Source organism: Pseudomonas sp. m6p, assembly GCF_055760375.1.
On sequence record NZ_CM147084.1, the window covers coordinates 2,742,973 to 2,764,779 of the forward strand.

The following is a 21,807-nucleotide window of genomic DNA, read 5'->3' on the forward strand; positions in this document are numbered from 1 at the left end:
TGGTTAGCCCTCGCAAATGCCGAGAGTTCATCATGAACCTGAATCTTCCCATCAGTCTCGCGTTGGCCCTCGCACTGACGGGGTGCGCCACCGCCCGCACTGACGCTCCGCCTGTGCCCAAAACGGCAAAGCCTGTGGTATCCAGCGCGATCGATCCCAGGTTCAAGCCGAAGTCGGCTCCCGAAATCGCCCAAGGGCGCTACGGCCTGGTGAGCACCCAGCCAACCGTGGAACAACGTGATCCATTGCTTCAGATCATCGACGTCCATATCACGCCGACGCTCAACGCCACGGTCGCCGATGCCTTGCACTTCATCCTGCAACGATCCGGGTACTCCCTGTGCGCCGCTACCCCTGGGGTCCAGATGCTGTTCAGTCGTCCACTGCCGTCAGTGCACTACCAGTTGGGGCCCATCTCGCTGATAGACACCTTGGACGTGTTGGGGGGCGAGGCCTGGCAATTGCAGACGGATCCGGTGCTGCGCACCGTGTGTTTTACCCAGCGGCAGGTCGTTACCAACGACCCATCGCTAACGGCCGAGGGCCAGCCATGAAATCGACTTCCTTTCAGGCGCTGGTTGTCGGCGCCCTGTGCCTGTGTACGTCGGGACTGGCGGCGGTGGCTGTTAATCAGCATCGGCAGCTACAAGCGTTACAGGCCAAACCGCAAAACGAAATGACGGTCTCCGAGTACCAACGCCAATGGAGTGAGCTGAACGACAAGCAAGGCTTGGCTGATACCGCCATCGCGCAACTGCGTAGCACGTTATCCAAGCTGGCCTCGACACAAACCGAGCACGGTGAACAGACGGTGCAACTGGCCAGCGACATCGAATCCCTTAGGGTCGCCAAGCAGGCACCAACTGCCAATCTCGACCTGCAGCCTTTGGAGCTACGGCTCTCGCTCATCGAGGAGCAACTGGCTCAAGTCCGTCTGCAAGCGGCGCCTCAGCCGAAGGCGAGACCCGCCAGCGTTTCAAGCAAGTCGCCGGCCGTCCCACGCCCACGCCCACAACCGCCAACGCCCCCCTTCTCGATCATGGGCAGCGAGCTTCGCGGGCCAGAGCGCTTTCTGTCGCTCCTGCCACTAGGCGACCGAACGCTTAGTTCGGTACGCCTGATTCAAACTGGCGAGACCTTTGGCGGATGGCGACTGGACAACCTGAACACGAGCACTGCCGTGTTCTCGATCGCCGGCCAGGCTCAAACCCTACCAATTCCATAGGGAGGCGCCATGAAAACCTTCGTGTCGTTATTCGCCTGGTCGATGGGCTGTTTCTGCCACCTGGCCCTGGCCGCCCCTGACATCTCGACCGCAAACCACACGGCACCTGAGCGGCAAGCATTGCGGGCTTCAGCCCAGCACTCCCAGGAGATATGGGGGCTCACCGAACAGGAGTGGGCCAAATTCGAATCCTTGCAAACGGGTCCGCGCCGCTACTGGAGCCCGCAACTCGATCCTCTGACGACCCTCGGCGTCGAGGCCGAGACGGACCAGGAACGCCAGCGCTATGCTGAGCTGCAGGTTCGCCTTGAGGCCAAGCGTGCCGAACGCGAGCTTGCCTATCAGAAGGCCTACACGCAGGCGTGGGCCAAGCTGTACCCCGATTTGATGCCAATCCAGGGCATGGCGACCACTGCCAGTACCGCCTCTCAAACCGCCACTCGCAGCGCGCTCTTCGTCAAAGACGATTGCGACAGCTGCATGAACGTGGCGAAGCGCCTGCAGGACCAAGGTACGGCGTTTGATCTGTACCTGGTAGGCAGCGACGGCGATGACGATTCGGTCCGTCGCTGGGCTAAAGCAGCTGGGATTGTCCCAGCCAATGTTCAACGCCGGCAGATCACCCTCAATCATGACCGCGGTCGCTGGTTCAGCCTCGGTGCCTTTGGCTCGCTCCCCGCCCGCTTCGAACAGGTCGATGGCCAATGGCAGCGCATCGAATAGCCTGGCTGGCCGTGCTGCTGCTGCCGGTGCGGCTGGTGCTTGCCGAGAGCATCCCGCCGCCGGCTTACCAACTCGCCGCAGAGCGCGCCGGCGTCCCGGCGACCGTGCTGTTCGCGGTGGCGCTGCAGGAGAGCGGGACGCTGCTTCGCGGTCAGCGCATCCCCTGGCCCTGGACACTGAACATTGCCGGCCAGGGGCAACGCTATCCCACCCGGGATGCAGCCTGCCAAGGGATACACAAGGCTGCGAGGCAACACGACCTCAAACGTATTGATGTCGGCCTGGGGCAAACCAATCTGGGCCATAACGGCGCACGCTATTCATCCCCATGTGCCGCCCTGGATCCGCAGCAAAACCTCATCGTGACCGCGACGCTACTGCGCGAGCACTACGATCTGACCGGCGATTGGGTCCAGGCTGCCGGCCGCTACCACCGCCCAGCCGGTGGCGTGATCGCCGCGCGCTACCGCGCCCAGTTTCGGCAGCAGCTGCAGCAGTTGCAGGCCTCGACTTCTCCCACCTTGGAATCCTCACCATGATTGGACATGACCTCAATCGCCTTTTGCTGTCTCTGGGTATCGCTGCGCTGTGCGCTGCACCCGCAGCGGCCCAGGACCATACCCGAAAGCTCAACCCGGTATCGCCGTCGATCATCCATACCGACATGCCCCTCCCTTCGGGACTGCACTGGATCCTGCCGGTACGCAGCCCCAAGCTGAGCCCAGGCAATGTTGAAGCGAGAACGCTGCATATGCCGGGCCTTAAACCTTTCTTTTTGGTCGGGGAGGATGCGACCTCAGTGGAGTGGCTGAGCAGCAACGCCGCCCGCCTGACAGAGCTGGGCGCCGCCGGACTCGTGGTGGACGTGACTGATGCCGGCTCGCTGCGGCGCATCCAGTCATTAGTACCCGAGCTGACCATCATGCCAGTGAGCGGCGATGATATTGCGGAGCGATTACAGCTCTCCCATTACCCGGTACTGATCACCGCCACTGCCCTGGAACAGTAAGGTACCCGTCATGGCCGATCACGTGATGGAGTCGTTGCTACGCCCCGCCGTCGAGCTCTACACCGTGGCGGTCTGCGGTGGGGCCGCTGCGCTGTGCCTGCACTCCCCTTGGGCTGTCGCGCTCTCCCCGGAGATCGGCGCCGGGATGGCCATGGCCTACACAGCCTTCGGCCTCAAGCGGCTCAATGAGGCGCGCATGGTGCTGCGCTACCGGCGCAATATCCGGCGCCTGCCCCGCTACGAGCTGACCAGCCGCCAAATACCGGTGAGCCGTAAACGGCTGTTCATGGGCAGGGGCTTTCGCTGGACCCGCCTGCACACACAGCGCCTGGTCGAAGCTCAGGATCCGGATGTCGCCCGTTACGTGAACCAATCGTTGCCCCATCGGATGGCTAGGCACCTCGAAAAGCGCCTGGAATGGGCGCCCTATCCGCTCACCCTGCTGGGCCGCGCCACCGCTTGGGACAGCGCCCTCAACCCCGTCAGACCGCTGCCGCCTGTGGGCGGCTCGCCGCTACTGCATGGGGTCGAGCCCAATGAGACCGAGGTTAGCCTCCCGCTGGGCGAACGCGTAGGACACACTCTGGTCTTGGGCACCACCCGGGTCGGCAAGACGCGATTGGCAGAGGTGTACATCACCCAGGATATCCACCGAAAAGCGCCCGAAGTGGTGATCGTGTTCGACCCCAAGGGCGATGCCGATCTGCTCAAGCGCATGTACGTCGAGTCGCGCAGGGCCGGTCGTGAAAAGGAGTTCTATGTCTTTCACCTGGGCTGGCCAGACATCTCCGCGCGCTACAACGCAGTCGGTCGTTTCGGCCGCATCTCTGAAGTGGCCACTCGTATCGCTGGCCAACTGAGCGGCGAAGGCAACTCCGCGGCGTTTCGCGAGTTTGCCTGGCGCTTCGTCAACATCATCGCCCGTGCGCTGGTCGAGCTGGGCCGAAGGCCGGACTATTTGCAGATCCAGCGGCACGTGGTGAACATCGACGCCTTGTTCATCGAGTACGCCCAGCAGTTCTTTGCCCGACATGATGCCAGTGCCTGGGAAGCCATTGTGCAGCTCGAGGGCAAGCTCAACGAGAAGAACATCCCGCGGCACATGGTCGGGCGCGAAAAGCGTGTGGTAGCGATCGAGCAATACCTGGCCGCCAAGCGCATCTTTGATCCGGTCATGGATGGTCTGCGCTCGGCGGTACGCTATGACCGCACCTACTTCGACAAGATCGTGGCTTCCCTGCTGCCGTTGCTAGAAAAGCTCACCAGCGGCAAGACCGCGCAGTTGCTGGCCCCCAACTACACCGACCTGGAAGATCCGCGGCCGATCTTCGATTGGATGCAGATCATCCGCAAACGCGGCATCGTCTACGTTGGCCTGGATGCCCTTACCGATGCCGAAGTGGCTGCGGCTGTGGGTAACTCCATGTTCGCCGACCTGGTGTCGGTCGCGGGTCATATCTACAAACATGGCGTCGACCATGGACTCCCCGGTGCCGATGCCTCGGGGCAAAAACTCCCGATCAATCTGCACGCCGATGAGTTCAACGAACTGATGGGCGACGAGTTCATTCCGCTGATCAACAAGGGCGGTGGCGCCGGTATCCAGGTGACAGCCTATACCCAGACCTTGAGCGATATCGAAGCCAGGATCGGCAATCGCGCCAAGGCCGGTCAGGTCATCGGCAACTTCAACACGCTGCAAATGCTTCGTGTGCGCGAGACCGCGACCGCCGAGCTGCTCACCCACCAACTGCCCAAGGTGAATGTGCAGACCCGTACGCTGGTCTCAGGAGCCACTGATACGGCTGACCCTGATGCCCATACCGATTTCACGTCCTCATCCCAGGATCGTGTCAGCACTACTGCCGTGCCGCTGATCGAGCCCGCGCACATCGTCAGTTTGCCCAAGGGCCAAATGTTTTCCTTCCAGGAAGGCGGACAGCTCTGGAAGGTGCGCATGCCCCTGCCCAAACCGGCGGATGACGATGCCATGCCCAAGGACCTGCAGGAACTGGCCACCCGCATGCGTGCGGCGTATAACGCCCACGCGAACAAGTGGTGGACCGCCAGCGGCGGTGGTCCGACCGTGGACTATGACCCAGAGCAATCCCCGCCAGGACGCCGCCGTGGATAGCGGTATTGCACAGTCCCTCTGCACGCGGCTAGTGCTATGAGTGCCGATCTGCCGCGGCAGGCCCCACCGCAGCAAAGTCCTGGCCTGATCATGTCGTTCATTGCCGGCGTGCTGAAGATCATCGGACTGCTCTTCATGTCCCTGCTGGCGTCGATCATCATGGAATACATAGGGCTGATCTGGTTCTGGCCGGAGCAAGCCTGGCACCACAGTTACGCGATGCTCGACAGCGAGCTCGCGTGGCTCAGCAGCCACTTCAAGAACTCGCTCATTGTTGAACAACCTGGAGCAGCGACGCTGAAGGCTTTGACGCTTCTGGAGGAGTGGCTCATCGAGGGAACCGGGCTAGCGCGCCTGGATGCTCGCGCCAGCGAGATCAGGCAATCCGATAGCTTCTGGGCGTGGGTCGGTGGCGTATATGTTCTCACCAAGGACTACATCCTAGCCGCGGTTTACACGACAATGACCTTTGCGTTGCGCCTGGCCGTCCTGAGCTTGGCGACGCCACTGTTCTTGCTCGCGACACTGACGGGCTTGGTCGACGGACTGATGCGCCGGGACTTGAGAAAGTTCGGCGCCGGACGCGAAAGCAGCTTCATCTACCACCGTGCCAAACGATCTCTTGTTCCGCTGATGTTCCTGCCCTGGATTATCTATTTGTCATTCCCCATCACGGTAAATCCTCTGTGGGTGCTAGTGCCCTGCGCAGCTCTGCTAGGGATCATGATTGCCATCACTGCCTCGACATTCAAAAAGTATCTTTAAAGCCCCTCACAGGCCCCTCACCATGGGATGCGGCACATGAGCTTTTCCACTGTATGTGCCCATCCACCCTTATCTCGAATTTAACTTAAAGGTTTCAGCACGCTAGTCGATAAATCAGCCCGACGTCCCCACGGAGCTCGCGGTGCTAGGCTTTTCAGCATCCACCTTCCCTTGTTAGCCATCGGGGACTCACACAGCATCCATCACAGAGGCTCACATGAAACACATCCTGACGACGATCAGCTGCTTGCTGCTAGGCGCGTGCGCCAGCCAGTCCATCCCGCAAGGCACCTCCGCGGCGTTCCCGGTCGCGATCACACGGCTGACATCCAGCGTCGCCCCTGCGAGCGGACAGTTGGAGGTGCAAATCACGATCAAGAACAGTTTTCCGCGAACCCTGAAGACGCTGCGCGTATTCGTGGCTGCGTACACTACGGACGGTACGAAGGCAAGCATGGCGGACGAAAGTATCGAAATTCTGGGGCCCATAAACCGCGGTCAAAGCACTGGCCCTCTTGAAAAAGTGACGTCAATCCGAGACCGTAACGTGAGTTGTGTCGAAGTCGTGCGGGTGGAAGCCGTCATGATGGATTACGCGACGACTATCGCGTCCGGTGACAACGCCAAAGCACTGGTTACGGATGCAAATCATCGGCCTTGCAGCCCTGGTTCGCGGTAGTTGAAAGGCGTCCCACATTGATGCTAGCCGGAGGGGGCTGATACTCGCGTACCATCGGCCATTCGCCTATGGTTCAATGTTCTAGTAACTGGGCCGCCTTGGGCAACTGCTGGAATTCATTAAGATGAGCGACGAGTTTGAACGCGTCACCGATAGCATGCGAGATCGTGCGATGCGACTTTGCGATGGTGTGCTGCAGGCGCCCGGTGATCGTCGGCGACTCAAGTCGTTGAGGCTTTGGTTGCGTCAGGATGACCGCCATCGGCTCGCGCTCAGGGAATTGCGGCAGTTCATGGAAATCGTCCCGGATGATCCTGTGGGGCTGCTTAATCGGATGGTCTCCCGTCTACCCCCGCTGCCGACTCTCCATTGAGCATCACCGCTACACCGAAAGCCCTGCCCCCAATTCGATAGCCCTGTATTCGATTAAACGAATGCTTGCGACTCCCCATTCCAAGAGCCTAGGTCCCAGTCTTATCTGAGATCTGTCTCATGCCTGCTCTGAAGCCCCGAACCGTGCTGCTCAGCCTCGTTGCGATGGCATCGCTCAATGCGATGGCGTATGCCGGCGACGAACGTGCAGAACTGGACCTCATCATCCAGCAAATCCGAGCGATCAATCAGATTGCGCAGCGTGCCGACCAATCGTCGAACTCAACTGCGCGCTACCGATTTGATTACCCCAGGTTCCGCCACGACCTTCAGCGTATCGAGGCAGGCCTCCAGGATTATCTGTCCCCTCGCCGTGCCCAACCTGCCGATCCCACCGAACTGATCGGCGACTACGCCGCCGAGCCCGCCCGCGAGTCACCGCCATGAGCATGACTGAGGCGCAAACCGCAGCCTTTCAGGGCGCCGCCGGCTATACCCCGCAACTGAGCTCTGGGCTCTGGATCTCGCTGACGCTGGTGATCGCTCTGCTGTGGTGTAGCTGGGCGTTGTGGACCGGCTACCGAGGCTGGGCGGCGGGTCATGTGAGTTTCGGGGCACTGGGCGGCAGCGCTGCCCGCGTGTCCGTCGCATTGTTGGTCCTGATGTTTTTCACGTTGTCCTGATGCCCTGGAGGTAATGCCATGATCCCCACCGTCCTCAACACTGCGCTGATCAAATCCCGCTACATACAAGCCAAGCAGCAAGCTTTCGGTCTGGTCCTGATTTTGGGGCCGGGTATGGCGTTGGCCGAGTTGCCCCCCATGGAAGCGCCCTCTCGCGGGGAGGGCGGCGGCCTGATCGAAACTATCAAGAACTACGCCTATGACGGCGGTATCATGATCGGGCTGCTCATTGCTGTACTGGCCTTTCTGGGTGTCGCCTGGCACTCCCTGACGGTCTACGCCGATGTGCAAAACCAGCGCAAGACCTGGAAGGATCTGGGCGCGGTGGTCGGGATCGGCGCTCTGTTGGTGGTGATCATTCTCTGGTTCCTCGACAAAGCCGCCACCATTCTGTGAGGCCCACATGAGTGACGATATCGCTCGCCTGGCAGATGGCACCTTGAGCTTCCTGCCAGAGCGTTTGAACCGCGATCCTGCCGTACTGCGTGGGCTCACCAACGACGAAATGTGGGTATCGTTGGGTGCCGGCGCAGTGATCGGCCTCGTTTTCGGCGTGCCGCTGGCGATCGTCACCGCGTCGATCGCCATGGCGCCCACGGGAATGATCGTCGGCATGGCGATCATCCTCTTGGTCAGCGGCACCCTGCTGCGCCGCGCCAAGCGTGCACGCCCTGAGACTTGGCTGTACCGCAACCTGCAATGGCAGTTGGCAATTCGTTGGCACATCGGCCAGGAGGCACTGGTAATCCATTCCGGCCCTTGGACGGTTCGCCGTACGCGCCGCCTGCGAGGACCCAGACCATGAGCCGATTCCGCAACAAAGTGGATGCCCAGCAGGCCCATATCATCAGTCTACGCATGGGGGTGATTGCGCTGACCCTCGTGTGCGCCGGCCTGTGGTATGGCTGGCAGTCTGCGCCGACCTCGCTGACGGTGCATGTGCCGCCGGACCTGCGCTCAGGCAGCACGCGCAAATGGTGGGACGTCCCTCCCGAGAACATCTATTCGTTTGCGCTGTACATCTTCGGCCAGCTCAACCGTTGGCCCACGGATGGCGAAGCTGATTATCAACGCGCCATCTATGCCTTGCAGTCCTACCTGACACCTTCGTGCAGAACGTTCCTGGAAGGCGACTTCGAGTTTCGCAAGGCCGCCGGCGAACTGCGCGATCGAGTGCGGGGGGTTTATGAAGTGCTTGGCCGCGGGTACAGCGACGACCCCGAGTTGCGGGTCGCCCAACTCGACGCAGATTCCTGGTTGGTGAAACTGGATCTGAACGCCGACGAGTATTACGCCGCGGAACCGGTAAAGCGCGTTGTGGTGCGTTATCCATTGCGGGTCATCCGCTTTGACATCGATCCGGAGCGGAACAAGTGGGGCCTGGCACTCGACTGTTACCAAGGCACACCACAGAAGCTGATATTGCCGGGAGGTGATTCATGAACCCACATTCGTGGCGCGCTCTGCTAGCGCTGTGCCTGGGGATCAGCACTGGCGCCCAGGCCGTCGAGGTCAAACAATGGGACCGCCTGCCGATCGCCGTACCCCTCATCGTCGGACAGGAACGCATTATTTTTGTCGACCAGGACGTCCGGGTAGGCCTGCCGGGGGGCATTGCCGGCAAGCTGCGAGTGCAGTCGATCGGAGGCACGGTGTATCTGCTGCCGTCTGACTCGATCGGGCCAACGCGGCTCCAACTGCAATCGATCAGCACCGGCGAAATCATTTTGCTGGATGTGGACGCTCAACCCGGCGAGCGCGCTTTGGAACCCATTCAAATCGCGACCACATCTTCGGCCACTGAAGCCGATGGAACAGGTAGATCCGAACGTCCACCGCAGCGTACGCCCGTTCCCGTCGCCCTGACCCGTTACGCCGCCCAAAACTTGTATGCGCCCTTGCGCACAGTCGAACCGCTTCCCGGCGTTCGACGTATGACGTTGAAGGTCCCCACCGATTTGCGCCATTTGCTTCCCACCCAACACGTTGCGATCACCCCGCTGTCCGCCTGGCGACTCGATGACTTCTGGGTAACCGCCGTGAAGATCAAGAATCTAAGCCTTCAGGTTATCGAGCTGGATCCGCGCGAACTGCAAGCTGAATTGTTCGGTGCTGCTTTCCAACACTCGACACTGGGTCGATCCGGGACCGCCGAAGACACCACCGTCGCCTATCTGGTTACGCGCGGCAGTGGCCTGGATCAAGCCGTTCTGCTGCCACCGACCCCGCCTGCAGGTGACGACCATGAAGGCTAACGCACTGCTGAAGTGGCTCGTACCAGGCGCCCTGGTGGCCGTGGTGCTGATTATTCTCCGCTCCTGGGTCAGCGATGCCCCAACCTCCAGCTCTACCGTCTCAGCGGAAGCGGAGCCGGTGCAACTGACCGCTGACCAAGCGAAGTCCCTGGGCATCGCCGGTGACACCCCCCGCGACACGGTCGCAACGCTGGTGGGACAGGTCAAAGCGATGCGCACCGAGATGCTGTCACTGAAGAAAAGCAACGACTCCCTGCAATCGGAGAACAATCGTCTGCGCACACGCGAAGGCAGCATCGATACCCGTATTCAATCAGCACTCGGCAGCGTGACACAGCAGGTCAGCGAGGAGCGCAAGCAAGCCGATGCGGCACGCCAGAAAGCCGAGCAGGACAACCGCGAGGCCAAGTCTTTGTTATCCCAGTTGAAGGATCAACTCTCCGGATTGGGGGGAAAGAACGATGATCTGCCTGTGGGATTTGGCCTCGAGCCCGGCGATGGGGACCGATTCAAGTCAGCGGCCAGCGAGAATGATGCCATGCGCTGGGTCGAACCCTCGGACAGAGCCGCTTCCGCCAAGCCCAGCGAGGGCTCGACTGCGCTGTCCAACCTTCCCTCGCAGTTCAAGCTCGACGGGTTGAAAGACAACGCCATCAATCGTGGCCAAAAACAACTCCGCGCCAGCTCGAAGGGCGAGCGCGACCTGGACGGCAAGACCGACCGCACCGAGGACGCCCGCCCCGTCTACACCATTCCCGAAAACTCGACCCTCATGGGATCGGTAGCGATGACCGCACTGATCGGCCGGGTGCCAGTGGACGGTACCGTCAACGACCCTTACCCCTTCAAGGTGCTGGTCGGGCCGGAGAACCTCACCGCTAATGGCATCGATTTGCCCGACGTGGCAGGAGCGGTCATGAGCGGGACCGCTTCTGGTGATTGGACGCTTTCATGCGTACGCGGACAGGTCGAGTCGATTACTTTCGTTTTCCAAGACGGCACGGTGCGCACCGTCCCGCAGCCGCAAGCAGTGGTCAACCGTAACACGGCCGCAACACAGTCCAGCAACACCGAAAAAATTCGCGGCGGCCTGGGCTTTCTTTCGGATCCTTATGGCGTCCCCTGCATCGCCGGCGAGCGCCGCTCCAACGCGCAGCAATATCTGGGCAGCCAGAGCCTGATCACCGCCGCCGGCGCCGGACTGGCCTCGGTGCTAAGCAATGAGCAGAACAGCACCAACGTGATCAGTTCAGGCAGCACGGCGCTGGGCATGTCTCAGAGCAACGGCAACAGCGCTTTGAACTCGGTGCTCAGCGGTGGCATCAGCGATATTCGCGAGTGGGTCAACAAGCTCTATGGCGAAGCCTTTGCCGCGGTTTATGTGCCGCCGTCGGCCAAGGTGGCGCTGCACCTGGACCATGAGATCGCAATCGACTACGAGCCCAAGGGCCGGAGGGTGAACCATGCAAGCACATCGGTTTCGTCACTGGATCTCGACTAGCCTGCTGCTGGTATTTTTGGCTGGATGCTCTACCGACAAGGAAGCCATGCTGCCCCACGGAGAGCAGACCATGATGGATATCTGGAACAGTGCTGGATCTATCGGCACCCAGCAGCAGTTGTTCGATGCACGCAGCGCGCTAAGACGCCCGCTGGTGGATCCTTCCTCAAATGCCGGTGAGCAGGCCAGTTACACCCGCACGGCTAAAACCGAGATTTACAATCTATTCCCTCGGCTGCCCAATCCGGACCTCGTGCTCTATGTCTATCCGCACCTGAGCGGCTCCGAGCAGGCGCCGGTGCCGGGGTACTCGACAGTGTTTCCGCTCTATCGCACGGTGCAGTATGCGCAGCCCGGCGAACGCGTGGATGACCTGTGATGGCGGAGGATCAAGCAGACCCTCGGCCCTTCTGGAAGCCCTGGCGCGATGACCGGCGTCGCCGCGCCACCCAGGGCGACGAGTCAAAGTTCTATGAGCATAATCCCAGCTTCACGGACCACCTTCCTTGGGTGGAATACCTCGAAGAAGGCCAATGCTTTTTGCTCGACGACAACCGTTCCGTCGGTGCCGCATTCGAGCTGACGCCCATTGGCACAGAGGGGCGAGAACCAGAATGGCTAATGACCGCGCGTGATGCTCTTGAAGATGCGCTGCAGGACAGCTTTGAGGAGCTGGATCGTGCGCCTTGGGTGGTGCAGTTCTTTTGCCAGGACGAAAGCGACTTCTCGCCGTACCTGCAAAGGCTGTCGGATTACATCCAGCCGAGCGCCCGCGGAACGGCCTTCACCGAAGCCTACCTTGAACTGACCCGGCAACATCTCAAAGCCATTGCCAAACCCGGAGGACTGTTCGAGGACACGGTTGTCTCGCACCTGCCATGGCGAGGCAGCAATCGTCGCGTTCGCTTGGTGATCTACCGCCGCGTGCAGAGCTCAGACGATGACGTAGGGTCGCCTGTCGCATCTCTGGAGCGCGCCTGCGAGCACATATCGGCATCACTGCAGGCCTGCGGTGTTGCACCACGGCGTGTGGACGGTAAAGCTTTCTACGCCTGGCTTCTGCCTTGGTTCAATCCCGCACCAACGCTGACCGATGAGGCGCCCGCTGACTTCTACGCCCGTGTCCCCTATCCCGAGACGTCTGACGGCGAATCCTTGGAATTACCCTTCGATCATGACTTCACTGAGCGACTGTTCCACAACGAACCTCGGTCTGATGTGGATCACGGACGATGGTACTTCGACAATCAGCCCCACCGGGTCATAGTGGTGGACAAACTTCGCAAGCCGCCACACATCGGCCAGGTCACCGGCGAAACCCGCAAAGGTGAGGCCTTGAACGCGCTCTTCGACCAATTGCCCGACGACACCATCATGAGTTTGACCATGGTGGTGACTCCGCAGGACGTGCTCGAGGAACAACTCAATCGCCTGTCCCACAAGGCGATTGGCGAGAACCTCGCCTCCACTCAAACGCGACAGGACGTTGAGCAAGCGCGTGCGATCATCGGCCGGCAGCACAAACTCTACCGGGGAACGCTGGCGCTCTACCTTCGAGGTAAAGACGATCGCGAACTGCATCAGCGATCGATTCAGGCGGCTAACGTCTTACTGGCGGCGGGGCTTCAACCTGTGCGCGAAGGTGACGAGGTGGCCGCCTGTAACAGCTATCTGCGCTGGCTGCCCATGAGCTATAACCCGATCCTGGACAAACGCAATTGGTATACCCGGCTGATGTTTGCCCAGCACCTGGCCAATCTGTTGCCCCTGTGGGGCCGTAGCATCGGTACCGGCAACCCAGGGATCACTTTCTTTAACCGCGGCGGCGCGCCACTGACCGTCGACCCGTTGTCACGCCACGACCGTGCCATGAACGCTCATCTGCTGTTGTTCGGCCCGACGGGCTCAGGCAAGTCGGCCACCCTCGTTTCGCTTCTGATGCAGGTCATGGCGATTTACCGCCCGCGGCTGTTTATCGTTGAGGCGGGAAATTCCTTTGGGCTGCAGGGTGATTACTTTGCGACACTCGGCCTGTCGGTCAACAAGATCCAGCTCAAGCCCGGTACCGGCGTCAGCCTAGCGCCGTTCGCTGATGCGCGGCGCCTGGTCGAGGAACCGCACAAGGTGGCCTCTCTGGCAGTTGAGGATCTGGATGAAGCTGAAGATGACAGCGATGAACAACGCGATGTCCTGGGCGAACTGGAGATCACCGCGAGGCTAATGATCACGGGCGGTGAAGCCAAAGAGGATGCTCGGCTCACCCGCGCCGATCGTAGTCTTATCCGTGAATGCATTCTGGATGCAGCGAGGGCTTGCCAGGTGACCCGGACACCTGTCAGAACGCGGCATATCCGTGATGCACTGCAACACGTTGCCGGCAACACGCTCTTGCCTGACAAACGCCGTGACCGAGCTCAGGAGATGGCTGAATCCATCGATCTGTTCTGTCAGGGATTCGAAGGTGAGCTGTTTGACCGCGAAGGCACACCGTGGCCCGAGAGCGATGTGACCATCGTCGACCTCGCGACCTATGCCCGAGAGGGATACGAGGCACAAATGTCGATCAGCTACATCAGCCTGATGAACACGGTGAACAATCTTGCCGAGCGTGACCAATATCTTGGCCGCCCGATCATCATGGTGACTGACGAGGGGCACATCATTACCAAGAATCCCCTCCTCGCTCCATTCGTGGTGAAGGGGACCAAAATGTGGCGCAAGCTCGGGGCATGGTTTTGGCTCGCGACACAGAATTTGGTGGACTTTCCGAATGCTGCACAGACCATGCTCAACATGATCGAATGGTGGGTATGCCTAAACATGCCGCCGGCTGAAATTGAGGAGATTGCGCGGTTCAAGAAGCTTACTCCCGCACAGAAAGCGCTCTTGCTAACCGCCAGTAAAGCGTCCGGCAAGTACACCGAAGGCGTCATCCTATCGAAGAAAGTCGAGACTCTATTTCGTGCAGTCACACCGAGCTTGTACCTGGCGTTAGCTATGACGGAGCCGGAGGAAAAGGCGCAGCGTTGGCAGGAAATGCAGGCGATGCACTGCTCCGAACTGAGCGCGGCCATCCGCATCGCGGGGAAAATCGATACAGCCCGGGGTATCTATTAGCGGCCGGATTAGTTCTGGCAAAAAATCGAGGGCGCTTCGTCGAGGATTGCGATAGGTGGCTATCGGTTGTGGATTCAACCGTTGAGCTGGCGCCGATGCGATACTGATGACGCCAGCAACTAGCTGACCAGTCCCTTGGAAAAATGCTCTACCGCGAAGTCTACAAAGGCACGTACTTTAGGCGCCATTTGCCTGCTGCTAGGCCATACAACATGAAAATTGCTACCGCCTACCAGGCTAGAGTCGAGCACCGTTTCTAACCGACCATCTGCCACGCCTTGCTTGACCGCAAAATCTGGAACGCACGTGATCCCGCGGCCGTTCTCTGCGAGGTAGATCAAAGCCTCGACATTGCTACAAACCATCGTCACAGGAAGAGCGGTACCGGACTGGCGTGCGGGTGATGCCTTAAAGGGCCATTGGTAGAGCTTGCCCGAGTTTTGCCAGCGGTAATGGAGGCAGGAGTGGTTCAGCAGATCCGCTGGTGTTTTCGGTATGCCGCGCTTCTCCAGATAGCCTGGGGAAGCGACCAGGCATGATCGGTATGGTCCGAGCGGCCGTGACATCAGTCGTGAATCCTGAAGATCACTTCCACGGATGACGACATCGAACCCTTCGTCGATAACGTCCACCAGACGATCCGTGAAATCGAGGTCCAGCTCGATTTCGGGATAACGTTCCATGAAACCGGAAATGACTGGAAGCGGCAATCCAGCTACCAGCGCCAAGCCAACGCGCAACCGGCCGCGAGGCGATGAAGTCATGGCGGATAGGTCATCCTCAGCGGCTTGAATTTCACTGAGGATACGCCTGCATCTTTCCAGAAAAACTTCACCCTCGGAAGTCAGCCGGACGGTCCGCGTACTCCGTTGAAACAGCCGGACGCCTACCCGCTCCTCAAGTCTGGAAATGCTTTTGCTGACGGCTGAGGCCGAGATCCCGACCTTCCGGCCTGTGGCGACAAAGCTCTGGCTCTGTGCCGTCTCGACGAATATCTCCAAGCCACTCAACGTTTCCAAAACTACCTCCGCATTAATGACGGTTCTGTCATCAGTGTTATGCATGTTACCTGCCTTAATCGAATGTGGTCAACGGCATACCATGGTCGACATAACGAGACAGCTGCTCTTTTCAACAGGCACACACTCAATACGGTTTTACGATTGTGGTTAACCACAACGTCATAGCGGGTTGGGCGTCTTTCCCAAAAGTCGCTCGCTGGAGTGACGCAATGGAGATCAAATGAATCCTTCGCAGTCTGCCGAAAAAGTATGGTTCATCACCGGGGCATCCCGTGGTTTTGGACGTGTGTGGGCCATCGCAGCACTGGAGCGCGGAGATAAAGTTGCTGTCAGCGCACGCGATATATCATCCCTCCAACCCCTGGTAGCAAAGTACGCAGGCGCCGTATTGCCTCTGCGCCTTGACGTCACCGACCGCGAGGCTGTGTTGCAAGCTGTGACAACGGTCAACGAGCACTTCGGCCGCATAGACATTGTGCTGAGCAATGCTGGCTATGGTCACCAAGGCGCGGTAGAGGAGATATCCGAAGCCGAGGCCAGAGCTCAGATGGATACCAACTTCTTCGGAACGATGTGGCTGGCTCAGGCGTCGATGCAGATCTTCCGTGCCCAAGGCTTTGGCCATCTGCTCGCGGTATCGAGTGTGTTGGGCGTGTTCTCAGCACCCACTTTCGGAGTCTACAGCGCATCCAAGTTCGCTGTTGAAGGCCTGTTTGAGGCTCTGTCACAGGAAGCAGGTTTTTTCGGTGCCAGCGTCACGCTCATCGAACCGCCGGGCTATGCCACAGATTTCAACAACGCGTCATCTGCCAAATATTCAGACGCTATCGCAGCCTATCAGCCTGTACGGGATGCCTTGAGCCAAGCGTTCGAGGGCTACGCGTTTGGTGATCCGGAAGCAACCGCAAATGCGCTTCTTAAAGTCGTGGATAGCTCCCAGCCACCGCTTCGAATCGCGTTGGGCGCTGGAGCCGTCGAGCAGCTGACGGGCGCCTATCAAAGCCGGCTCGCCACTTGGAACGACTGGCGTGAAGTGTCAGCGGCGGCCCAAGGCTGGTAAGGGAAATTTCAAAGCACGGAGGGAGGATCATATGCCGCCGCTGCTTAGGCCATTACCGACGAACTTCATCCCGATGGGTAGTGGCCTTTTTTCATTTATTCGTTTGTTCACATCGCCTGAACGGGCGGCTTTTCTTGAAATCGACGATCTCGCATAGGATCGCAACAGCCGAGAGCATTTATGAACACTGCTAACCGCTTGACTATCATTGCTGAATCCCAAGCCTACTGGCGCGTCATCTTCAACAATCCGCCGCTCGCCTTATTCGATCCGACGACATTTGCTGAGTTGAACGTGCTGATGGACAACATCGAGAAGGACGAGCACCTCAAGGTCGTTGTGTTTGAGAGTGCCGATCCAGATTTCTTCATGAATCACCACGATGTCGAAAATCGGCTGACCATTCCCGATCAACCGGGTGCAATGCCATTTTTTGGTAACTGGCCTAAGTGGGTCACACGCCTTGCGCAGTCGTTCGTAATCAGCATCGCCAAAGTGCGTGGCCGGGCACGTGCTCAGGGCTTCGAATTTGCATTGGCCTGCGACATGCGCTTCGCGTCCAAGGAGCACGCAAAATTCGCGTTGATCGAAGTGGGCGGTTCGTCGATTCCAGGCGGTGGCGGCGTCGAATGGCTCAGCGCACTGGTCGGACGTTCACGCGCATTGGAAATCGTTTGCAGTGCTGACGATTTCGACGCTGACATCGGTGAGCGCTATGGCTTTGTGAACCGCGCCCTCCCAGACGTAGAGCTTGATGCTTTCGTCGATGCGCTCGCGCACCGCATGGGACGCTTCGAGAAGCGCGCTCTGGAGACCGGCAAGAAAATGGTAAATGCGCCTGCAGGCGTTCCCTCTGAGGGCGATCTATGGATGTCGAACCATATCCTGCGGGGTGTAGACCTGTGGCCTGAAGCTCAAAGCGCGTTCACAAAAATGCTCGACGCGGGGCTAGGGAAAGTCGGTGAGTTTGAGCTGAACTTTGCCGAACGGCTTGGCGATTTGCCTGCTGCTTGATTGCTCTTGTAATTGACCCGCAACCCACCGTGAGCAGCAGTCAAAACCGACCTGCGGCGCTCGAATCCATCGAGGACTCACCATGACCGCTTACGTTGTCTACGTCAGAGATCGGATCACCGATCCAGAAGAATTCAAAAAATATGAGGAAAGCGCGGGAGCCGCATCGGCAGGCCATCCAGTCACGCCACTGGCTTTCTACGGAGCTGTTGAAACACTTGAAGGCTCGCCAGTAGATGGTGCCGTTATCCTCCAGTTTCCAACCCTCGCGCAGGCCAAGGCTGCCTACGATAGCCCTCTGTACCAAGCGGCGCTTAAGCATCGATTGAAGGGTGCTGAATACCGCGTGTTCATCGTGGAAGGGCTGCCGGGGTTGATCGCTTCGGCCACATGAGCGCAAGCGTATCCTCGGTCAACCTCGGACGAGTTTGAAGACCGGCAGAATACGAGCAGCAAGCTGGGGCCAGGCTCAAGCCAATTTTCGTATACGTTCAGAGAACTCGCTCACTTGAGCGGAAGATAGGCACCGAAGCGTCGCAAAGTGTTCTAGGTGGTTAATAAGCGCTTCCGCACTTCCTATTTGCCCCGCCGCCATCCTGCGACACGTTTTCTCAAGGATGAGACGGGCCAATTCAGGGTTATCGACTTTTGACGCATCAAAAGCGAGCGCCACGGCCGAGGCTAAATCTCCAAGGTCCGGATTCACCCGCTGCAATGCGCGCAAGGCGTTCAACTGTCGTGCAGTGATAGGTAACGACACAGGATCTCCTAGATAACCAGTGCGCTAAATGCCGTATGACCGATAATGTTACGTGAGGAGCCGAGCATTGTGAAGACCGGCGCCCGAGGAGCCCAGTTCCCTGTGCGCGAAGTCTTACAATGCCGATCTTCGCTATCAACGATCCGACTCGGTAGCTCTCACCGGACAGTACCATCAGCTAGGTTTCTCCTGGCGCACTCGCTGGCCAAGCGCCATCAAACGGCAAACTGCAAACTGCAAACTGCATCAACATTCGTCATTCGATGGAGGGCGAGTACTATGCGTGGGAGTTCGAGAAGGGTGATCGACCATGCTGATGTACATCAACGGGCTCGAGGAAATTCAACACGGACGTATCAGTGTTGATGGTGTTCACGCTCACTCCAAGCAGACGGACCTGAACAAGCTGCGGCAGAAAATCGGCATCGTTTTTCAGCAGTGGAATGCATTCCCGCATTTGACCGTCTGGAAAATGTCACGCTCGCTCCGCGCAACGTATTGGGAAAGTCTAAGCACGACGCGGAAGCTATTGCCGTCGAGCGGCTCAAGCACGTTGGTCTGGGTGAGAAAATAACAGCCTTTCCATCACGACTGTCGGGAGGCCAGCAACAGCGGATGGCGATTGCTCGGGCACTGGCCATGTCGCCTGACTACATGTTGTTTGACGAGGTGGAGTAACGCTCGCTCAGTAATTCTGTGCAGCGACATCCAACGAGCATCTCTCCCCGGTTAATCGGGGTCCGCGTCTTCAATTTAAATCCTTCTCCGTGCCCCACCTCCGAGGATGCTGACGCCTTTCAACACCCGCTGTTGAGGATGTCAGCCAATGCACGCAACACCTTCTCTCAAGACAAAATTCCGAAGCCACTGCGCACTCCGCCAAGCCGGTGCGTTACTACTGCTTGGTATCAGCACCAAAGCTTTAGCACTTACTACTGCAGGCATCACATCATCTGTTACGTCCCTGCAATGCTTGGAGTACCGCGTCGTCGGAATCTGCTTCTGGTTGTTTTGCACCAGCTTTGGCTGCGAAGTCCGCACGTCCACCAAAGTGAGACACTTCATTCCCGAGCTGGTGGTGTCGAGCTATGCCGATACCGGCGGCAACCCTTGGGCCGAGCTCTCGCCGCTGTCGAGCCCGATAGCCGGCTCCGAGGGCGGCGGAAACCTGATAACACCCAATCCATTACGCGACAATCTCCCCCGTTTTAAAAATGTCGACGGCATCGGTCATCCCGGCGGCGCAGCAGCGACTCAACTGGCATCCCAGTCCGGTTACGCCTGCCCAAGCGGCGCGACCGCCTTCATGCCCTATTACCTCAGCACGCTGGATCCATTGGGCTGGCGCTACGGCATCCCGGAGTCGGTGTACCCCGAGTCGTTGCTCCCTGGCATGCGCGAAATCGGCAGCCAGGCAAACGGTGAGATGTGGGGCAATGTCTATCCCCGCCAAGGCTTCCTGGTGCAACCCGACGACTTCAAGGCTGGGGCGGTCATGGCCCAGCGCGCTGGCGACTTAATCACCCGAAGCGGTCAGCCGCATGTTTACCTGCCACTCACGCCAGCCGCTCGTGACGGATATTGGCCTCCCGGGCCGATCCAAGAAAACGACATCACCACGCACAAGTGGCAGTTGCTGTACCCGCAATTGCAAATGACCTGCGCAGTCTTCCCAAGCGAAGCCCTACAGAGCGAAGACGGTGGCTACGCCTGGTCGTTGTGGCGTCCATACAGCTGCTGCAAGCGCGAGGGACAGACCTTCCTGTTCAGTATCGACTTCGAAGGAGGCGACTCATGAACCTTTGCTTGATCGCTCAGAGGCTATTTTTCTCGACTGTGCTTGGGTGTGCCGGCATTGGCGTCGAGCGTTCCGCGCATGCGGCTGAGGGTGACTATCGACTGGGGAATCAGGGTGAAATCATTGACGACCGCGTGATGTACACGGTCGGTGGCGGCTCGGCAGCTGGCGCACCGACCTCGCTGTTTCGCCCGAGTGGTCTCGGGGTGGGTGTCTCGTGGCGGGCCAACATGATGTGCGGCAACATGAACCTGTCGAACACCTTGCAGAACCAACTCAACGGCGCCACCGAGGGGTTCCAGCAGATCATGGGCAGCGTTGTCCAAAACGCCACCCAGGCGGTCATGTCGCTGCCAGCGCTGATCATTCAGCGCGCCAATCCAGGGCTCTATGAGTTGCTCAGCAACGGCGTCATGCAGGGACGAATCGACTTTGACCGCTCGAAACTCACCTGTCAGGCCATGGCCGAAAAGATGGCCGACAAGGTCGATCAGGCGGGCTGGGGCGCGTTAGCCAAGAATCAGGAAATGCAGAGCAACCTGGAGCAGAGCGGCGGCGACGCCGTCACGGCGGTACGCAACACCGAGACCCGCAATGGCAACAATGGAGTGAGCTGGGTCGGTGGACAGCGCGCCGGAGGCAATGCCCAAGGCGCGATCCACGTCACCGCCGACGTGGTCAGGGCAGGCTACAACCTGCTGCACAACCGATCGGTCGAGGATACCTCGAGCATGGGCAATTGCCAGGGCGGGGCCATCTGCCAAACCTGGTCATCCCCAGAACAAGCGTCAGAATGGGCGACGCGCGTGCTGGGCGAAACGGAAGTGGCCACCTGCGATGACTGCGAAACCTTGCGCAGCACGGCGGGTGCTGGTCTTTCTCCTCTGATTCAGGAGACCTACGAACAGCATCTGGAAGGCCTCCAACAACTGCTCACCCAAAACGCCGACCCATCTCCTGAAAATCTCGCGAAAGTGTCCAGTCCGATGTTGCCGGTGTCCCGCGGCGTCATCGAAGGATTGCGTGACGATCCTGACCAGGATGTATTGGCGCGCCGGCTGGCCAGTGAGACGGCGCTCTCGAAGGTGATCTACGAAGCTCTCCTGCTCCAACGCACATTGGCCGCGGGCAGCCGCGAGCCTAACGTCGCTTCGGCCGCACCCGCCCAATCCTCGCTGCAGAGAAACATCTCCGCACTGGATCGTGAAGTGCAGATGCTGCAGACAGAGCTGCAGGTCAGACAGTCGTTGGCCACCAACACCGCAAGCTTGGTGCTCGATCGGCATGCCGGAGGGGCCGACGGCTCTCGAACCGTTGAGCAGCGTGATCCAGAACCAGGCCGCCTGGAACAAGCAGATAAAACCCGTGGGAGGCCGTGATGCGATCACCGCTTCGATCGCTGCTGCTCGCCGTGCTCATCACCATTGGAGCCTCCGTTAGCGCCATCCTCATTGCATGGATCGTATTGAGCACCGTTGGCGATGCCATCCGCTGGAGCGAGTTCTCCAGGCGTTTCGAGATCGGACTGACTATCGGCCGAGCACTGCTTTACAGCGCCCTATTCACGGGCTGGTGGGCGAACCGGAAGCGACAACAACACCCTGCCCGGCGCCGATTGCTCGATCGCACCGGCCTAGCGGGTTTCGCCAGCATCCTGCTCGTTGAGCTCAATCGTATCCAAGGGTGACGC

General features: G+C 59.4%; 26 protein-coding genes and 1 pseudogene. 25 read left to right on the top strand and 2 right to left on the bottom strand.

The genetic code is table 11. The annotated features are described in order from the left end of the window. Nucleotides 1-32 precede the first annotated feature (32 nt). The 18 genes from pilL2 (at nucleotide 33) to ACYZUM_RS12665 (ending at nucleotide 14,463) form a co-directional block, all read left to right on the top strand. A complete protein-coding gene (gene pilL2 / locus ACYZUM_RS12580) occupies nucleotides 33-554 on the top strand; it encodes a PFGI-1 class ICE element type IV pilus protein PilL2 (protein ID WP_200656387.1) in 522 nt (173 codons plus the stop codon). Continuing rightward, nucleotides 551-1,225 (top strand): hypothetical protein, encoded by a 675-nt coding sequence (locus ACYZUM_RS12585; RefSeq protein ID WP_200656388.1) that lies wholly within the window; start codon nucleotides 551-553, stop codon nucleotides 1,223-1,225. Before pilL2 ends, ACYZUM_RS12585 begins: the two co-directional genes overlap by 4 nt. A 9-nt stretch (nucleotides 1,226-1,234) precedes the next feature. After that, complete coding sequence (locus ACYZUM_RS12590) at nucleotides 1,235-1,948, top strand: TIGR03759 family integrating conjugative element protein (protein WP_200656389.1); 714 nt, start codon at nucleotides 1,235-1,237, stop codon at nucleotides 1,946-1,948. Further along, nucleotides 1,930-2,487 (top strand): transglycosylase SLT domain-containing protein, encoded by a 558-nt coding sequence (locus ACYZUM_RS12595; protein ID WP_200656390.1) that lies wholly within the window; start codon nucleotides 1,930-1,932, stop codon nucleotides 2,485-2,487. Before ACYZUM_RS12590 ends, ACYZUM_RS12595 begins: the two co-directional genes overlap by 19 nt. Then, entirely contained in the window at nucleotides 2,484-2,957 is a 474-nt protein-coding gene (locus tag ACYZUM_RS12600; RefSeq protein ID WP_200656391.1) for an integrating conjugative element protein, read from the top strand. The genes ACYZUM_RS12595 and ACYZUM_RS12600 overlap by 4 nt, the downstream gene beginning before the upstream one ends. Before the next feature lie 10 nt (nucleotides 2,958-2,967). Further along, nucleotides 2,968-5,091 carry a type IV conjugative transfer system coupling protein TraD gene (gene traD / locus ACYZUM_RS12605; protein WP_200656392.1) on the top strand — a complete coding sequence of 708 codons (2,124 nt, stop codon included), beginning with the start codon at nucleotides 2,968-2,970 and terminating at the stop codon, nucleotides 5,089-5,091. A 36-nt stretch (nucleotides 5,092-5,127) separates the two neighbouring features. Next, complete coding sequence (locus ACYZUM_RS12610; protein ID WP_234451199.1) at nucleotides 5,128-5,856, top strand: TIGR03747 family integrating conjugative element membrane protein; 729 nt, start codon at nucleotides 5,128-5,130, stop codon at nucleotides 5,854-5,856. A gap of 217 nt (nucleotides 5,857-6,073) precedes the next feature. Beyond that, nucleotides 6,074-6,535, top strand: a complete 462-nt coding sequence (locus ACYZUM_RS12615; RefSeq protein WP_200656393.1) for a hypothetical protein — start codon at nucleotides 6,074-6,076, stop codon at nucleotides 6,533-6,535. A 124-nt stretch (nucleotides 6,536-6,659) separates the two neighbouring features. Next, nucleotides 6,660-6,908 carry a hypothetical protein gene (locus ACYZUM_RS12620; protein WP_200656394.1) on the top strand — a complete coding sequence of 83 codons (249 nt, stop codon included), beginning with the start codon at nucleotides 6,660-6,662 and terminating at the stop codon, nucleotides 6,906-6,908. 119 nt (nucleotides 6,909-7,027) lie between these two features. After that, a complete protein-coding gene (locus tag ACYZUM_RS12625; protein WP_200656395.1) occupies nucleotides 7,028-7,354 on the top strand; it encodes an integrative conjugative element protein, RAQPRD family in 327 nt (108 codons plus the stop codon). Continuing rightward, entirely contained in the window at nucleotides 7,351-7,590 is a 240-nt protein-coding gene (locus tag ACYZUM_RS12630; protein ID WP_200656396.1) for a TIGR03758 family integrating conjugative element protein, read from the top strand. The genes ACYZUM_RS12625 and ACYZUM_RS12630 overlap by 4 nt, the downstream gene beginning before the upstream one ends. An 18-nt stretch (nucleotides 7,591-7,608) precedes the next feature. Continuing rightward, a complete protein-coding gene (locus tag ACYZUM_RS12635) occupies nucleotides 7,609-7,986 on the top strand; it encodes a TIGR03745 family integrating conjugative element membrane protein (RefSeq protein ID WP_200656397.1) in 378 nt (125 codons plus the stop codon). A 7-nt stretch (nucleotides 7,987-7,993) separates the two neighbouring features. Next, nucleotides 7,994-8,395, top strand: coding sequence for a TIGR03750 family conjugal transfer protein (locus tag ACYZUM_RS12640; RefSeq protein WP_200656398.1), 402 nt, complete (start codon nucleotides 7,994-7,996; stop codon nucleotides 8,393-8,395). After that, nucleotides 8,392-9,033 (top strand): PFL_4703 family integrating conjugative element protein, encoded by a 642-nt coding sequence (locus ACYZUM_RS12645; protein ID WP_004407564.1) that lies wholly within the window; start codon nucleotides 8,392-8,394, stop codon nucleotides 9,031-9,033. The genes ACYZUM_RS12640 and ACYZUM_RS12645 overlap by 4 nt, the downstream gene beginning before the upstream one ends. Then, a complete protein-coding gene (locus ACYZUM_RS12650) occupies nucleotides 9,030-9,845 on the top strand; it encodes a TIGR03749 family integrating conjugative element protein (RefSeq protein ID WP_200656399.1) in 816 nt (271 codons plus the stop codon). Before ACYZUM_RS12645 ends, ACYZUM_RS12650 begins: the two co-directional genes overlap by 4 nt. Continuing rightward, on the top strand, nucleotides 9,835-11,346 hold the full coding sequence (locus ACYZUM_RS12655; RefSeq protein WP_200656400.1) for a TIGR03752 family integrating conjugative element protein: 1,512 nt from the start codon (nucleotides 9,835-9,837) through the stop codon (nucleotides 11,344-11,346). The genes ACYZUM_RS12650 and ACYZUM_RS12655 overlap by 11 nt, the downstream gene beginning before the upstream one ends. Beyond that, on the top strand, nucleotides 11,309-11,725 hold the full coding sequence (locus tag ACYZUM_RS12660; protein WP_200656401.1) for a TIGR03751 family conjugal transfer lipoprotein: 417 nt from the start codon (nucleotides 11,309-11,311) through the stop codon (nucleotides 11,723-11,725). The genes ACYZUM_RS12655 and ACYZUM_RS12660 overlap by 38 nt, the downstream gene beginning before the upstream one ends. Continuing rightward, the gene (locus ACYZUM_RS12665; protein WP_200656402.1) at nucleotides 11,725-14,463 is read left to right on the top strand and encodes a conjugative transfer ATPase; all 2,739 of its coding nucleotides are present in this window, start codon (nucleotides 11,725-11,727) and stop codon (nucleotides 14,461-14,463) included. Before ACYZUM_RS12660 ends, ACYZUM_RS12665 begins: the two co-directional genes overlap by 1 nt. 119 nt (nucleotides 14,464-14,582) lie before the next feature. Here the strand turns inward: ACYZUM_RS12665 and ACYZUM_RS12670 are convergent, their stop codons facing one another. Then, entirely contained in the window at nucleotides 14,583-15,482 is a 900-nt protein-coding gene (locus ACYZUM_RS12670) for a LysR family transcriptional regulator (RefSeq protein WP_200656444.1), read from the bottom strand. Between the two features lie 223 nt (nucleotides 15,483-15,705). Here ACYZUM_RS12670 and ACYZUM_RS12675 point away from each other — a divergent pair, with 223 nt between their 5' ends. The 3 genes from ACYZUM_RS12675 to ACYZUM_RS12685 all read left to right on the top strand — a co-directional run bounded on the left by ACYZUM_RS12675 (nucleotide 15,706) and on the right by ACYZUM_RS12685 (nucleotide 17,953). Next, nucleotides 15,706-16,545: an SDR family NAD(P)-dependent oxidoreductase gene (locus tag ACYZUM_RS12675; protein ID WP_200656403.1), complete on the top strand. Its 840-nt coding sequence runs from the start codon at nucleotides 15,706-15,708 to the stop codon at nucleotides 16,543-16,545. A gap of 180 nt (nucleotides 16,546-16,725) precedes the next feature. Beyond that, nucleotides 16,726-17,559, top strand: a complete 834-nt coding sequence (locus ACYZUM_RS12680) for an enoyl-CoA hydratase/isomerase family protein (RefSeq protein ID WP_200656404.1) — start codon at nucleotides 16,726-16,728, stop codon at nucleotides 17,557-17,559. A gap of 82 nt (nucleotides 17,560-17,641) precedes the next feature. Further along, a complete protein-coding gene (locus ACYZUM_RS12685) occupies nucleotides 17,642-17,953 on the top strand; it encodes a DUF1330 domain-containing protein (protein WP_200656405.1) in 312 nt (103 codons plus the stop codon). 75 nt (nucleotides 17,954-18,028) lie between these two features. Here the strand turns inward: ACYZUM_RS12685 and ACYZUM_RS12690 are convergent, their stop codons facing one another. Continuing rightward, a complete protein-coding gene (locus ACYZUM_RS12690) occupies nucleotides 18,029-18,319 on the bottom strand; it encodes a hypothetical protein (protein WP_308936195.1) in 291 nt (96 codons plus the stop codon). Nucleotides 18,320-18,623: 304 nt separating this feature from the next. Here ACYZUM_RS12690 and ACYZUM_RS12695 point away from each other — a divergent pair. The 4 genes and pseudogenes from ACYZUM_RS12695 to ACYZUM_RS12710 form a co-directional block, all read left to right on the top strand. Continuing rightward, nucleotides 18,624-18,988 (top strand): annotated as a pseudogene (locus ACYZUM_RS12695) (ATP-binding cassette domain-containing protein); the annotation flags it as partial. Between the two features lie 157 nt (nucleotides 18,989-19,145). Then, nucleotides 19,146-20,117, top strand: a complete 972-nt coding sequence (locus ACYZUM_RS12700) for a TIGR03756 family integrating conjugative element protein (RefSeq protein WP_234451200.1) — start codon at nucleotides 19,146-19,148, stop codon at nucleotides 20,115-20,117. Further along, nucleotides 20,114-21,496: an integrating conjugative element protein gene (locus ACYZUM_RS12705; RefSeq protein WP_234451201.1), complete on the top strand. Its 1,383-nt coding sequence runs from the start codon at nucleotides 20,114-20,116 to the stop codon at nucleotides 21,494-21,496. Before ACYZUM_RS12700 ends, ACYZUM_RS12705 begins: the two co-directional genes overlap by 4 nt. After that, a complete protein-coding gene (locus tag ACYZUM_RS12710) occupies nucleotides 21,496-21,804 on the top strand; it encodes a hypothetical protein (protein ID WP_200656406.1) in 309 nt (102 codons plus the stop codon). Before ACYZUM_RS12705 ends, ACYZUM_RS12710 begins: the two co-directional genes overlap by 1 nt. Nucleotides 21,805-21,807: the final 3 nt, after the last annotated feature.